The following is a 12,948-nucleotide window of genomic DNA, read 5'->3' on the forward strand; positions in this document are numbered from 1 at the left end:
CTGTTGTTATACCTAATTTTTGCCAAAAAAAACCCGGCCAAAATTGGTCGGGAGTTAATTAATCAGGGTGCATCTACCAATCCACTTTCCTGGGAATTTCATCGCAATCCGGACAGTCGCCACTAAAAATTCAAATTTCTTTGCGGTGAACCAGAGTTGCACTAGCTTGGTCTGTCGGAACTAGCAAGACTTCGCTAATATTGACGTGGGGCGATCGCGTGGCGCAAAAATATACTACATCGGCTACATCATCCGCCGTCAAAGGTGTCAGTCCTTGATAGACATTCTTCGCTTTTTCTGCATCGCCGTGAAACCGGACATTGCTAAATTCTGTTTCCACCAAACCGGGTTCTATTTCCGTCACTCGCACCGCTGTTCCCAAAAGGTCTTGTTTCAACCCATCAGAAATCGCTCTCACCGCTGCTTTGGAAGCACAATAAACACTACCTTTCGGGTAAGCTTGGCGGCCTGCTATTGAGCCGATATTCACTACGTGGCCGCCGCCTCGGCTGACCATTCCCGGTACGATGTAGCGAGTCATGTAAAGCAAGCCTTTCACATTGGTATCAATCATTTCTTCCCAATCTTGAAAGTTGCCTTCGTGCAGTTTGTCTAAACCGCGGCTCAATCCGGCATTGTTAATCAGAATATCGATGTTTTTCCACGCATCGGGAAGCGCAGCGATCGCCGATTCGACTTGCGGGCGATCGCGCACGTCCAATTCTAGCAAGTAAATCTCGTTCATCGACGCGACGGATTTTGTTTCTACAAGTTCCTTTGCCAGTCGATCGAGCTTTTCAACGCGGCGGGCTGCTAAAATTAGTTTCGCTCCACCTTTGGCAAATATCTGGGCACAAGCCGCTCCGATACCGCTACTCGCACCCGTAATGAAAACAATTTGATTTTGGATAGAAATCATTTTTTGGTTATTTGTTATTGGTTATTTGTTATTGGTTATTTGTTATTGGTTATTTGTTATCTGTTATTTGTTATTGGTTGTTTGTTATGGGTTATCGGTTATTTGTTATGGGTTATCGGTTATTTGTTATTTGTTATGGGTTATTGCGGCAGTTAAATTGAATGTCAAAAAACGGTTCTTCCTTACTTGGTATGCTAAACTAACACTTAAAATGCCCAGGACAGCAAACATCTATTTTTGTAGTTTTCAAAATTCCTAAAGCCATAGGCAGAACGTTTTATTAACTTAAGTTTGTTGTTAATACCTTCAACAATACCACTTGTTGTCCTATTATCAAAGTAAGCAATTATCTCGTCAAACCAATTAGTAATAGTCTTCACAGTATCTGGAAAATATTGTTTGGCTCTTTTTTGCCAGATCCCAATTCTCAACAATCCCCTCAACCAATTTGTTTTTTTATTTTCAAATATTTGTCGGAATTTTTCTTTTAATTTATGCATTTCTGCCAGATTGGGAAACAGTTTTTTAACCTCCATTAATTTGATGTTTTGCTCTTCACTTAAATTATCTTTATTCTTTAATAATGAATATTTACTGTCGTTTATTACCTCTAATATTTCTTGATATTTTACTGCTTTTTTGGACGATTTTGATTTTTTCCTTAAATCTATTACTTGCCTTCTTTCGCGCTTTCTTTGTGCATCTAACTCCTTGTTGACTTGTACCATTACATGAAATCTATCCGCTACTACTTGAGCATTTGGCATAAGCTTTTGTACTAGGGTTTTGTAACCTTTCCACAAATCTATACTTACTTCTTCTATTTGTTCGCTTGACCTCTGAACCCCATGATTTAAGGACTGGCTCAATTTCAGCTTGTGTTCTTCCTTTGACAATTGTAATTAATTTAGATGTTTCTAAATCGATTAATACGGCACAGTAATTTCCTTGGCCTTTGATTAAAGCTATTTCATCAATTCCTAGTTTTTTTAAATTTGATGGTTTTGACGATAATTTTTCTGAAGCATCTGACAACATTCTTTCTATTTCTTCTGTTGTGACTACTCCTTGTTTTGCTACACTGTGAATATCACTCGACAAAACTGACTTGATTGTTGTATTTGCCAGTCGTTTTGTATAAGTTCTTCGGTTGTTCACAAAGTCCAATTTTTCGCTAAATGGTTTGCCACATTTTTTACATTTAAACTGTCGCCTGTTTATTTCTAAAAATACTGGCTGTTCTCCCCATGATAAATCTTTTACTACATATCGATGATTTTGATGTAATCTATTACTTTTTCTCCCGCAATGATGACAATGACTTTCTCGCGGGATTGACTCCACCTGTAATATTATTCCAATTCCTGGTACTTGACTCATTTGAGTTACTTTAATTCCTTGTATATTCAGGATCTCTGTTAGAACTTTAGTACCCTTTTTTGTGGTCATGACTGTAATTCGCTCTCAAAAACTCTTGTGGCTCTTTGATAATTAACAATTAAACTAGCCCTGCATCAAGCTTAACATGGACTTGATTTACTTTTCTATATATTTGTTCAAATATTTTCACTGATTTAGCTATTGATTTAGCATAGTAAGTAAGGAAGAACCCAAAAAACATCTAAATTTTGTGGGTGTCCCGCCCTGAACATACAATTTAAATGCGTGACAGCTTAGTTATTCGCTTGGGGCTACTAATAACTAATAACATTAATATTCACAGCCAACTGCCAACTGCCAACAGTCAACTGCCAACAGTCAACAGTCAACACTCAACAGTTAACACTCAACAGCCAACAGTCAACACTCAACACTCAACACTCAACAATTCCCATAACACCTATTTTTATTACTTGACAACCCGCAAGCGCACGCTAACCGTTGCAATTCCGCCTTGTCGCATCAAAACTGCTGATATCCAGCGATTCTCTGGCGTGGCCGGGGCTTTACCTACTTTAAAAATACCCCCAGAATTCAGCAACTCTAAGTCTATTTCTGACGGATTAAACAATGTTTTTTCGCTAATCGGTTCATCCAAAACAGTTCCTATTAAAATATCGTCGCCGATTGGTTCTCGAACAATGGCGTCAAAATGGTACTCTTCCCCGACTTTCACTTGTTCGGGAAAACTCACTTGAATTGTGGGAGGATTTTTACCAGAAGTCAGCTCAGTTTGTTCTGCTAAAATCTCTTGCTTAACTATTTTTTCACCTTCAAAACGCTGCTGAGAACGGATGGTAGCTTTGAGATTTAAGTCGATTCCATCTTTTTTATGAGTGCCGGTAATTGTAGTTACGGTTTCGGCGATAATGGCGTTACCTTCGGTTTTCCAAGATTTGAGATCGGTGCGGTAATTTAAACTCGGATATCGATCCCAGAGTTGGGTGAGGGCTTTTTCCATGATGCGGCTGTTTAAGCCGTCAGAATGGGTGAAATTTTCGCTGTAAAATGCCATGACTGCTTTGACATCGCGTCGGTTGGCTGCTGCGTCAATTTCTGTTAGCAGTTTGGTGAGGGGGGCGGGCGCATTGGCTGGGGTTTGGACGATCGCCCTGGGAGTAGCCCCCATCGGCGCGATCGCCGCTACAGCAGTCGGATGCAGCACGCCAGCACTTACCGCTGTTAAACATAACAACATTTGAGCGATCGACAGCCCGCAGTTAAAGCCAAAAACGATCGGGCGTTGGCGCAGCCCGCCCCTACGGGGGCTGCGCCAACGAAGAGGATCGGCTTTTTCGTCCCGACGGCTGCAAAAATACTGAGATACACTTGGCACTAAATTCAACAAATTACGCATTAGATGATACTTTGGTTATTTGTCAGGGGTCGCGGCACGGGCAATTGTTCGCCTGCAACGAAAACTGACAACGGAAGGAGGGACATGGCACAATCTAATTTTAGATGGCTGATTGAAAATTGGCTGAAACTGCCGGAATAATAAGCATAATAATCTAAAACCTCTAATCTAAAATCGATCGACCTGTGGAACTTGTAAAAGAGACAAATACCTTGACAAAAGCCCCCCTGCGGTTGTTGGTTGCAGCTAGCGGTACCGGAGGACATTTATTTCCAGCGATCGCCACCGCCGCCGAGTTGGCCGACTGTCACATTGAATGGCTGGGAGTCCCAGACCGCATGGAAACGCAGTTAGTTTCATCGCTTTATCCCCTCCACACGATCGCAGTCGAAGGCTTTCAGCAGCGATTTGGACTCGGTACAGCGCGTATTTTGGGCGGATTGCTCGGCTCGATCCTTAAGGTGCGAAAGTTGCTCAAAGAAGGAAATTTTCAGGGAGTGTTTACTACCGGCGGTTACATCGCAGCACCTGCAATTTTGGCGGCTCGCTCTTTGGGTTTGCCGGTGATTCTCCACGAATCTAATGCAATTCCCGGAAAGGTGACGCGGTGGTTTAGTCCTTTTTGCACTGCTGTGGCGATCGGATTTGCAGCAGCAGCCAAACATTTACCCCGCGCGAAAACCGTGGTTGCTGGTACGCCGGTGCGATCGCAATTCCTCACGCCGCAACCTCTAAAGTTACCAATTCCTGACAGCGTACCTGTAATTTTAGTCATGGGCGGCTCTCAAGGTGCTGTCGCAGTCAATCAGTTAGTGCGCGAGTGTGCTCCGGCTTGGTTTGAGGCTGGTGCTTGGGTAGTTCACCTCACCGGAAATAATGACCCGGATGCTGAGAGTTTGAAGCACGAGCAATATTTGTCAATGCCATTTTACGACAATGTGGCGAGTTTGTTGCAACGAGCAAATATCGCAATTAGTCGATCGGGCGCTAGTGCTCTGACAGAATTAGCTGTTACTGGAGTACCTTCTATTTTAATTCCTTTTCCTTACGCCGCTGACGACCACCAAAGATTTAATGCCGAAGTATTTGCAGCATCAGGAGCCGCCGCAGTATTCCGTCAAAGCGAACTGACAGCAGAAGTATTGCAAAGCAAAGTGCTGTATCTGTTAAAAGATTCCGAATATTTGGCCAAAATGTCTCAAGCTGCTGCTCACTTAGCGGTGACAGACAGTACGGAACGTTTGGCAAATTTGGTCAGGGAATTGTTGAGTCGGTAGCGCAAATTTGACATCGCTACTAATTTATACCATTTGTCAAAACTTATGGAACAGTATTCGTAGTTCTATAGCATTTATAAAAAAGTTTACTACAACAAAAATGTTAGTTTTATTCACATGATCCCGCGATATAACAGGTGCGTCGCTATTGGATTGTCGCTCTTTTTTGAGGATTCTCGATGGCGACGCACCTTACGGCTTTGATTTAAAAGAAAACCGCAGATGAACGCTTCGGAAGGCAGATAATGTCAAGATAATTTGCGAATTAATGCAATTCAAGTCTTGAGTCCGCGAAGGCGGACTTCGTTTGTATAGTTGCGGTTTCAACCGCCGAGTTTTATGAAATCTTGGTTCTTGTTTCTTGGCGTTGATTTGCCTTAAACTGCTTCTTCACAATTGAGTTGAGTCTTGAAGTATTCCTGAAGCGATTGATGAGTAATTGTACCGCTATTTTGAGCGGCAAGTTTCCAGGGATATTCTTCTTGCGTCATGTTGCGTAACTTCCATGCAGCAAACTGCCCAAACACTGAGTAAACTTCATCAAGCAGGCTCTTAGTTTCTTCGTCATAAATCGAAAAGTCTATATCTTCAGGACATGGAATTGCACCAGCACCATACTTTTTATAGTGACGGTATAAATCAGGAACAACCGGCCCGTGAGTCCATGCTTCTATCGCTTCAGGAAATAGCGGTTCGTCGTACAAAGCTAAATGAAAGCCTTGAGCATAGTAAAGCAATTTCTGAAGTTTGAGATTAGATATCAGATCGCCAGCATCTTCACTTACCTGAGCCAAAAAGTATTTGGCTGCATCATCACAACTCAGCATAACTTACTTAGTTATCATTAAACGGCTTATTTCCATCATACTAGATGCGATCGCCCTAGGCGACATTCAGCTTCACAAAATCAACCACCGACGCTAATCCTTCCTTTGTCTTCAAGTTAGTAAAAACAAAAGGTTTCTCCCCGCGCATCTTTTTAGCATCCCGTTCCATCACTGCCAAATCTGCACCCACAAAAGGCGCGAGGTCTATCTTATTAATCACTAATAAATCTGATTTAGTAATTCCCGGCCCGCCCTTGCGCGGAATTTTATCCCCCGCAGCCACATCAATCACGTAAATTGTCAAATCCACCAACTCCGGGCTAAAAGTTGCCGCCAAATTGTCGCCGCCGCTTTCGACAAAGACTAAATCTAAATCAGTGAATTTGTGTTCTAACTCTTCTATAGCTACCAAGTTGATCGAAGCATCTTCGCGGATAGCTGTGTGGGGACAGCCTCCCGTTTCTACGCCCAAAATGCGATCGCTCTCCAAAGCTTGACTCCGAACCAAAAACTGTGCATCTTCCTGAGTATAGATATCATTAGTAACCACAGCAATCTGGTACTGCTGTCGCAGCGCCTTACACAAAGCATCAAGCAAAGCAGTTTTTCCCGAACCAACCGGGCCAGCAATTCCTACACGAAAAGCACTCATATCGATTTTAGATTTTAGATTTTAGATTTTAGATTTTCTGATTTTTAACTGCGAAACAACCGAGTGTACTGAGTTTCGTGCGCCATGCTAGCCAGTCCCAATCCCCAACTGCAACTAGCAAGATCATCATCTTCTAATCTTAAAACTTCTCGCGCCGTAGAGTTAATTTGAGAATGCAAATCTAACAACAATTGCTGGCCTGCAGTTTGACCCAAAGGAATCAGTTTCACGCCAGCACTAGCCAAATTTGCAGCCCAACTGTACAAATATCCTACCACGGCCGCTTCCTCTTCAATCTGCCAACAAGCCGCCGCTATCCCAAAGCCGATCGCAAAATTGCACGGATTGCCCCCAACTTCCACCAAATCTTTGACAATAGTTGTTAAATCAGAAACAACGGGCGATTCCCTGCGGGATAGCTTCGCTTCACGCAAATCCAGCAACAACCGCGTCAAAGTCCGTCCCATCTGCCAACTTTGCAAGCGCAACTCTTCACTTTCCTTAGCAGCAGTCGCCCAAGCATTCCAGTAACTCAAAGCCCTCAAATCCCCAATTTTTGCCGCCCTCAAAGCCCGTATCGCCACAGCAGCTTCTACTCGCACCGCCCCAAATTTCAGGGAATTATCCAACCAATTCCTCAAACTAATCTCGCTGTCGATCGCACCGGTTTCTACCAGACTTTCGATTCCCTCAGAATAACTATAAGCTCCCACAGGTGCAAAAGCTAGCTGCAACAAACATAAAAGTTGATTGTTCACTGTTGACTGTTGACTGTTGACTGTTGACTGTTGTTATTTGTTATTTGTTATTTGTTATTTGTTGGTTGTTGTTTGCAATGCCCCATTCCCCATTCCCCATTCCCCATTCCCCATTCCCCATTCCCCATTCCCCATTCCCCATTCCCCATTCCCCATTCCCAATACCTAATGGCTGTGGCCGTAAGCGCCCGTTTCCGGCTGAAACGGTACAATTTCTTCTATAACTTCCAAACCCATTTTTTCGAGCATTCCCTGCAAAACAGAGTCGGGAGAAAGCCTTAAATAATTATCGGTAACTTCTAAAGCTACGTGACGGTTTCCTAAATGATAAGCCGCCCGCAGCAGTAGCAGCTTAGTCGAGGCGCGCGCTGTGATTACCGGTTCGGGTTTTGCACTTACCTGTACCAAACAGCTACCATCTTCCGACTGCAATAAATCTCGATCGCGCAATACCGTACCTCTGGGTAAACTCAGGTGCAGTTTTTCCCCACCTTCTGTCTCGAATTGGTGGCGGCTGCGAGTGCGATCGTCGGCTGTCATCGCTAAAGTAAAGCTGACAGCAGCATCGGGATTTGCAGGCAAATGTTTGGTGAAAGTTAGCATTTTTTTATTTTATTCCTCAATTTAACTCGCTTCACATCTAGTTTTTGAGGAATATCTTTTTTATCTTTAATAACGACTGACAGCGAGTTACAAAATTGTCATCTCTCTGAACCGCTCCCGTCCTTGCATACCATGTTTGGCTCGTTTTGTCAAGCACTTTATTACAGGCGAGATCCCTTTCTTAACTATTTTCGCATAACGCCCAGTAACTCTAACAACAGAACGGGAGAGGAAGAAAGACTCAAACACTCGATTTTATTGATTTCCCGCTTGTTGTAGCCGCAGCAGCTCGGCTTGAATTTGCTGTTTGACTGCCGGATTTGCTTGCTGCAGCAAAGTGAGTTCGTTGAAGCGTCTAACTGTCAAGTTATTGCTTTCAATAATTTTTTTAGCTTGGTCGCAGTAATTCACAGCCACGCCGCGAACACCTCCCGACAGCCTGTTAATTTCCTGAGTTTCGTTGCACACTACTCTGGGTACCGAGCCTCCAGCCATTCCTTTAATTTCCTGATAAGCTTGCACCCGTCTGGGTTCTATTGACAAGACAGCGCGAGCGTAGTTAGTAATTTCGGTGTTGCTAATGGCTTGAGCTTGGGCTGCTGATCCGAAAACGAGGTTTGGGGATTGTCCGTACAAGCCAGGGGCCCATCCGGTAGCCAAAGCTGCTGCAGATATGATGACGGAGAACAGCGATTGCCGTAGCATCGGGTTTAGGCGAAATTTAGAGTTGTTGGTTAAGGTGTTCATGGTCGTCGGTGATTGCTTGCGTGTAAATAAAAATGACACAGCGCTGGGAGGCTCAATATTTGTGAATCATGTGGTGGCTAAAAAGTTCCTGCCGACAAGCGTAACAATCTTTAATTCAAGTAGAAGGATTTGCGCGGTTGCTAGGGCGATCGACTTTTTAGCAAACTCGATCGTTAGATCCATCCTAACATCTCACCAGAAGTTGACAGAGCACAGTATTTAGACGCTCATTTTCATTGCGGTGCGTTTCATAATTCCCTCTACAAATAATTCTCACAGCTCAAATATTAAATAATTCTAAAACTCCTTGACAAATAACTCGTATTTAGGTGCGATCGCCCATCAGACGATTTTAGATTTTAGATTTTAGATTGGGGAATTGGGAATGATATCAATTCCGGTTGCACTCCTCATGACTGTTGACTGTTGACTGTTGACTGTTGACTGCTGACTGCTGACTGTTGACTGTTGACTGCTGTTGACTCGATTTTATTATTCCGATGCAACCGGAAACGATATGACGCACGCGCGAACCTGGTTTGTTATCGTAATCGATATCGATCGCACAGGGTATTACTACCCCAAGACAGAGGCAGCATTCGGGAACTACAGACTAAAATCTTGTTATCAAAACCCGCGCTATCTGTTTTCGGCCATCACCTGCGAACCTTCAATTCGGCCCCGCTTCCTCAAGTTTCGGGCTGGGAAAACTTCTCGGACTTATCGAGAAACCAAGTTTTTCTACCAAAGATTGTTACAGCCACCGGCAAGACTAGAAAAACCCGGAGGGCTGGAATTTTTGTGCCTGAGCCTTCTTGTCATATCGATCGCAAACAGCGAATTTTTGCAAGCATTTTCGCCGCAAGTTAACAATTATTAATTACCGATTTCCCATGAAAGCTCAAAAAGAAATTTGGCGAGTCATCCTCGCAGTAGCTATCAGTACCGTAGGCGTGCTGCACTTTGCAGTACCCGCACCCTTTATCAGAATCATGCCGCCCCAGCTTCCTTACCCGGAAGCATTGGTTTATATCAGCGGTTTTTTCGAGATTTTGGGCGGTATTGGGTTGTTAGTTCCGCCAGTCAGCAGAGCGGCTGCGTGGGGGTTAATTGCCTTGTTTATTGCCGTATTTCCAGCTAATATCAATCAAGCCGTCAACAGCATACCCATAGAAGGGATTCCCGACAACCCATTAGTGTATTGGTTCAGGCTGCCTTTTCAAGCCGTTTTGATTGCTTGGGCCTGGGTTTATACCAAACCAGACGAAGGTAAACCACGGGCTTCTATAATTCCAGATACGACAAAAAACGCCCCATGAAGCAGTTCGACTACCATGCGGATTTTAAGAACATCGACTTTCGACAGCACCCAGAACTTTATTGCGTGGGGAAAGGAGAACAAGGAGTGCTGTTGGTGGAACCCTACAAAGGAGAAATTCTGCCTTTCTGGAGATTTAAGACTCCTGAAATTGCCAGGGAGTCCAGCAGCAAAATTTACTCGTTATTTTTAGAGTATCTCGATGGCGAAGATTTTGTGGGAGCGGACATGGCGCGCAAGTTCTTGCAAATGGGGTATACTCGATCGCGCCGCTACGCCAACCACAAAAGCGGTCGAAAATACAAGCAGAACCCTCAAAAAATGGAGTCTGTTGCAGAGCAAACCGCGGCTCGCCAAGATATTTTACCCCTAGATGCAGATCCGGTGAAAGCAGAATCCGCCGCCATTTTTAAAGACAAATGGATGCTGGCCAAAACCAATGAGAAATATCTCCTGCTTTTAGCCAGACACCGGCAGATGTATGAATCTTCTTCCAGCAAGTCTGAGGATTGACATCCTGTCCCGTCGATTATCATAAAAAACGAGGTTCGTAGTGCGGAATGCGAGTCTGCTTGAAGGCTGCAGACTTTCGGGCGCGAACCGTTAACGCCTGCGGTTAATTGAGCAGGCGCGATAGGGCATAAACTTACAAAAACTTACTTATAAATTACCATTTCTCCCCCGGGGCAGCAATGCAGTTGTGCTTGCCTATCTCGGGGGCGAATTGACTTACCAAATCCTACAATTTACTCATCATCTTCTTCTGTTTGCCACTGTCGCAAAAGTTCAAAGGCATTAAAGCCCCTGTATTGCAGGTAGTTCAAGACTTTGCTCTTAGTTTTTGGATCTATTTGATCGATCGCGTCGATCTTGTATTTCCGCATGACTTTGGCTTTTAATTCTGCCAGTTTTTGGGCTTCTGAATCCTGATTTTCGGCAAATTCTTCTTCCCAGACTTGCTCGAATAAATCGCTAGTAATTCCTTTTTGCAGGCACTTGCGCTTGATGGCGGATTTCCCGTATTTGCCCGCAGCACTTGCGATCGAGTTTGCCACCAAGCGAGTGTCAGACTGATAGCCCCGGTCTTGAATTTGCGCGATCGCCTCCAATATTTCCTCATTGCCAAAACCTTTCTCTTGCCCCTTTTTGCGAAGTTCAGAGGCACTGTAGTCTTTGCGAGACAAGAGAAAATAGAAATAGTCAAGACAGCTCATCAGTTAAATCGCATGGTGGCGCGCAAATACTCGTGTAACGAATGCAAATCCAGTAGCCTTAACCTAGGCTGACTGCATCGCGATCGCCTTTATTCTTCTGTATCCTCCTCATCATCTGCCAATTCTACCTCTGGTCTGTCCGCATCGATCTGAATCAAGCGAATGTGCTTGTATCCGAGTTTAATTTCAAACTCGTCTCCTGGCTTTAATCCCATTTCTTGGGTGTAATTTGCCCCGATCACGATCGAGCCATTCTTGTGAACGCTAGCGCGATAACTCGCTTCTCGTCCGCGTCCGTCTGCTTTAGATTTCTCTAGCTCAATGCCCTTAGCAGCTAATACTGCATCGTAAAACTCAGCCAGGTTAATCCGTGTTTCTCCACTCTTGCTGACGGTGAAGTAGCCGCAAAGCTTTGCAAGTTCTCTGCGAGGCAAATCGCTGCCTTTGATTTTTTGAAGCAGACCTTTTCCTGTTAAGGGTGCTGTCGCTGTTTCTGCCATTGACCTTACCTCGGTTATTGGAGTTTACTTATATCAATTACAACACATTAGATTAACTTTGTTTCACTGTCAATACTAAGAATTAAAAAGATCGGATTCTGGATAAATTTCTGCAGCCTCAAAACTGGGGGTACAACTCGTCGATGCTCGAAGGGCGATTTATTTGCTGCTGGCGACTAAAATGGTTGTCTGAACCCTTGGAGCGATCGCAGCAGGAATTATTGTCGCAAATTAAATGCTTTACTTTTTTACAGTAAAGTCTGTTCCCTGCATTCACCAATCCAGCTCCTGTCTGCAGTCAAAGTAAAAAACAAGACAGACATGAATGGAAATACCTAGAGCGCGATCGCTGCAAATCTGCCCAAAGCATTTACCTGCGCGGGGTTAACTTTTACCTCAACAAGGCGAGGTCGCACATATTTTCGATCCCCCTACCAGCTAGCTACTTATAAACCCTGTTTTTCGGGCGGCCAATCCCCTCAAAACCCCAAATACCGAGTCCCAATCTTCTATTAAGGTGTTCGGCATATAACTCGCACAGAAAACAGTCCGACGATGGCAATCCGGTAAAAATTCAAGCAAATTTCACCTGTTCGTTGAACGGGTTTTAGCTAGACAGGCGGGAATCCCCAGCCCATAATCTTTGGGCGAGTGGGATGAGAGCCGCGCTTTTGTGAGGAGCTATCCTCCCTCCGCGATGTTGGGCCCAGCCAACCAGCATTCTTAAAGATGGCGACGAGACGAGCACTCATTGTAATAATTGTGGTAAAATACTCATATCTTCGATCGCAGAATAACAATCTATATCTAGATAAAACAGCTTTGATGTGACAAATGGGGCGGGACCTGTTCCTCACTATAAAACGCCGTAGAGCGAAACGATGAAGGAAGATATTGATATCCTTGACCGAACTCAGATGCCTACAACATACCGCTTGCGGTTGGTGTAGGAGCGTCACCTAAAACCAGACTCCACCGGCGCGGCAGAAACATCGCGCAGCCACCAAGAAGGAAATAAGCTGTTGGGTATTTAAATTGTGTGTGGTGATTGAGGGTCTGATGGGAGAGAATTTTTTGCGATGTCAGGCAAATATACAATTTAAAAGCCACCGCAGGTTCATACCATTTTCGCTCCAGACGGTGACTCTGTTGTTAATTGTTAAGGCTCTGGGTTTGATTGGCGGCACGCCGCACCACGAATGCTCGATCGAGCATTTCGCGACTTATACCAGATTTTGATACCATTTTCACCCAAAGAATGTAGCGGCAGGGCAACTCCCAACCCTGATCTAATAAGTCAATCTTTATTAATAGGACTTACGCACCGGGGGCCAGA

General features: G+C 44.3%; 14 protein-coding genes and 1 pseudogene. 5 read left to right on the forward strand and 10 right to left on the reverse strand.

The genetic code is table 11. The features are described from left to right. Positions 1-130 precede the first annotated feature (130 nt). The 3 genes and pseudogenes from QUB13_RS20790 to QUB13_RS20800 all read right to left on the reverse strand — a co-directional run bounded on the left by QUB13_RS20790 (position 131) and on the right by QUB13_RS20800 (position 3,716). Complete coding sequence (locus tag QUB13_RS20790) at positions 131-919, reverse strand: SDR family oxidoreductase (RefSeq protein WP_333384189.1); 789 nt, start codon at positions 917-919, stop codon at positions 131-133. A gap of 206 nt (positions 920-1,125) precedes the next feature. Then, positions 1,126-2,368 (reverse strand): annotated as a pseudogene (locus tag QUB13_RS20795) (ISL3 family transposase). Between the two features lie 400 nt (positions 2,369-2,768). Then, positions 2,769-3,716, reverse strand: coding sequence for a nuclear transport factor 2 family protein (locus QUB13_RS20800; protein WP_333384192.1), 948 nt, complete (start codon positions 3,714-3,716; stop codon positions 2,769-2,771). A gap of 185 nt (positions 3,717-3,901) precedes the next feature. Between QUB13_RS20800 and murG the strand changes: the two genes are divergently transcribed. After that, the gene (murG, locus tag QUB13_RS20805) at positions 3,902-4,993 is read left to right on the forward strand and encodes an undecaprenyldiphospho-muramoylpentapeptide beta-N-acetylglucosaminyltransferase (protein WP_442922187.1); all 1,092 of its coding nucleotides are present in this window, start codon (positions 3,902-3,904) and stop codon (positions 4,991-4,993) included. Between the two features lie 377 nt (positions 4,994-5,370). Here murG and QUB13_RS20810 read toward each other — a convergent pair whose 3' ends face one another. The 5 genes from QUB13_RS20810 to QUB13_RS20830 form a co-directional block, all read right to left on the reverse strand. Then, positions 5,371-5,820 (reverse strand): Panacea domain-containing protein, encoded by a 450-nt coding sequence (locus QUB13_RS20810; RefSeq protein WP_333384195.1) that lies wholly within the window; start codon positions 5,818-5,820, stop codon positions 5,371-5,373. Positions 5,821-5,875: 55 nt separating this feature from the next. Then, complete coding sequence (gene ureG / locus QUB13_RS20815) at positions 5,876-6,472, reverse strand: urease accessory protein UreG (RefSeq protein ID WP_333384198.1); 597 nt, start codon at positions 6,470-6,472, stop codon at positions 5,876-5,878. A 44-nt stretch (positions 6,473-6,516) separates the two neighbouring features. Further along, positions 6,517-7,230 carry an urease accessory protein UreF gene (locus tag QUB13_RS20820; protein WP_333384201.1) on the reverse strand — a complete coding sequence of 238 codons (714 nt, stop codon included), beginning with the start codon at positions 7,228-7,230 and terminating at the stop codon, positions 6,517-6,519. Between the two features lie 165 nt (positions 7,231-7,395). Continuing rightward, positions 7,396-7,833, reverse strand: coding sequence for an urease accessory protein UreE (gene ureE / locus QUB13_RS20825; RefSeq protein ID WP_194070002.1), 438 nt, complete (start codon positions 7,831-7,833; stop codon positions 7,396-7,398). Positions 7,834-8,088: 255 nt separating this feature from the next. After that, positions 8,089-8,580 carry a DUF4168 domain-containing protein gene (locus tag QUB13_RS20830; protein WP_194008566.1) on the reverse strand — a complete coding sequence of 164 codons (492 nt, stop codon included), beginning with the start codon at positions 8,578-8,580 and terminating at the stop codon, positions 8,089-8,091. A gap of 517 nt (positions 8,581-9,097) precedes the next feature. Between QUB13_RS20830 and QUB13_RS20835 the strand changes: the two genes are divergently transcribed. Genes QUB13_RS20835 through QUB13_RS20845 form a run of 3 tightly spaced genes read left to right on the forward strand, consistent with a single transcriptional unit; the run spans position 9,098 to position 10,411 of the window. Then, positions 9,098-9,460 carry a hypothetical protein gene (locus QUB13_RS20835; protein WP_333384206.1) on the forward strand — a complete coding sequence of 121 codons (363 nt, stop codon included), beginning with the start codon at positions 9,098-9,100 and terminating at the stop codon, positions 9,458-9,460. A gap of 13 nt (positions 9,461-9,473) precedes the next feature. Then, positions 9,474-9,899 (forward strand): DoxX family protein, encoded by a 426-nt coding sequence (locus QUB13_RS20840; protein WP_194008564.1) that lies wholly within the window; start codon positions 9,474-9,476, stop codon positions 9,897-9,899. Then, entirely contained in the window at positions 9,896-10,411 is a 516-nt protein-coding gene (locus QUB13_RS20845) for a DUF4385 domain-containing protein (RefSeq protein ID WP_333384210.1), read from the forward strand. The genes QUB13_RS20840 and QUB13_RS20845 overlap by 4 nt, the downstream gene beginning before the upstream one ends. Positions 10,412-10,644: 233 nt before the next feature. Here QUB13_RS20845 and QUB13_RS20850 read toward each other — a convergent pair whose 3' ends face one another. Beyond that, positions 10,645-11,112 (reverse strand): regulatory protein RecX, encoded by a 468-nt coding sequence (locus tag QUB13_RS20850; RefSeq protein WP_333384212.1) that lies wholly within the window; start codon positions 11,110-11,112, stop codon positions 10,645-10,647. 89 nt (positions 11,113-11,201) lie between these two features. Then, positions 11,202-11,612 carry an AbrB family transcriptional regulator gene (locus tag QUB13_RS20855; protein WP_194008561.1) on the reverse strand — a complete coding sequence of 137 codons (411 nt, stop codon included), beginning with the start codon at positions 11,610-11,612 and terminating at the stop codon, positions 11,202-11,204. 1,059 nt (positions 11,613-12,671) lie between these two features. Here QUB13_RS20855 and QUB13_RS20860 point away from each other — a divergent pair. Next, positions 12,672-12,851: a hypothetical protein gene (locus tag QUB13_RS20860; protein WP_333114429.1), complete on the forward strand. Its 180-nt coding sequence runs from the start codon at positions 12,672-12,674 to the stop codon at positions 12,849-12,851. Positions 12,852-12,948 lie beyond the last annotated feature (97 nt).

It is taken from the genome of Microcoleus sp. B4-D4, from assembly GCF_036705185.1.
In the GTDB taxonomy this organism is placed as follows: Bacteria; Cyanobacteriota; Cyanobacteriia; order Cyanobacteriales; family Microcoleaceae; genus Microcoleus.

What these genes read in the sequence shown, in the direction of transcription:
- QUB13_RS20790 (WP_333384189.1), bottom strand. Translation starts at nt 919, where the DNA reads ATGATTTCTATCCAAAATCAAATTGTTTTCATTACGGGTGCGAGTAGC.
- QUB13_RS20800 (WP_333384192.1), bottom strand. Translation starts at nt 3,716, where the DNA reads ATGCGTAATTTGTTGAATTTAGTGCCAAGTGTATCTCAGTATTTTTGC.
- QUB13_RS20810 (WP_333384195.1), bottom strand. Translation starts at nt 5,820, where the DNA reads ATGCTGAGTTGTGATGATGCAGCCAAATACTTTTTGGCTCAGGTAAGT.
- ureG (WP_333384198.1), bottom strand. Translation starts at nt 6,472, where the DNA reads ATGAGTGCTTTTCGTGTAGGAATTGCTGGCCCGGTTGGTTCGGGAAAA.
- ureE (WP_194070002.1), bottom strand. Translation starts at nt 7,833, where the DNA reads ATGCTAACTTTCACCAAACATTTGCCTGCAAATCCCGATGCTGCTGTC.
- QUB13_RS20830 (WP_194008566.1), bottom strand. Translation starts at nt 8,580, where the DNA reads ATGAACACCTTAACCAACAACTCTAAATTTCGCCTAAACCCGATGCTA.
- QUB13_RS20835 (WP_333384206.1), top strand. Translation starts at nt 9,098, where the DNA reads ATGACGCACGCGCGAACCTGGTTTGTTATCGTAATCGATATCGATCGC.
- QUB13_RS20840 (WP_194008564.1), top strand. Translation starts at nt 9,474, where the DNA reads ATGAAAGCTCAAAAAGAAATTTGGCGAGTCATCCTCGCAGTAGCTATC.
- QUB13_RS20845 (WP_333384210.1), top strand. Translation starts at nt 9,896, where the DNA reads ATGAAGCAGTTCGACTACCATGCGGATTTTAAGAACATCGACTTTCGA.
- QUB13_RS20850 (WP_333384212.1), bottom strand. Translation starts at nt 11,112, where the DNA reads ATGAGCTGTCTTGACTATTTCTATTTTCTCTTGTCTCGCAAAGACTAC.
- QUB13_RS20855 (WP_194008561.1), bottom strand. Translation starts at nt 11,612, where the DNA reads ATGGCAGAAACAGCGACAGCACCCTTAACAGGAAAAGGTCTGCTTCAA.
- QUB13_RS20860 (WP_333114429.1), top strand. Translation starts at nt 12,672, where the DNA reads ATGGGAGAGAATTTTTTGCGATGTCAGGCAAATATACAATTTAAAAGC.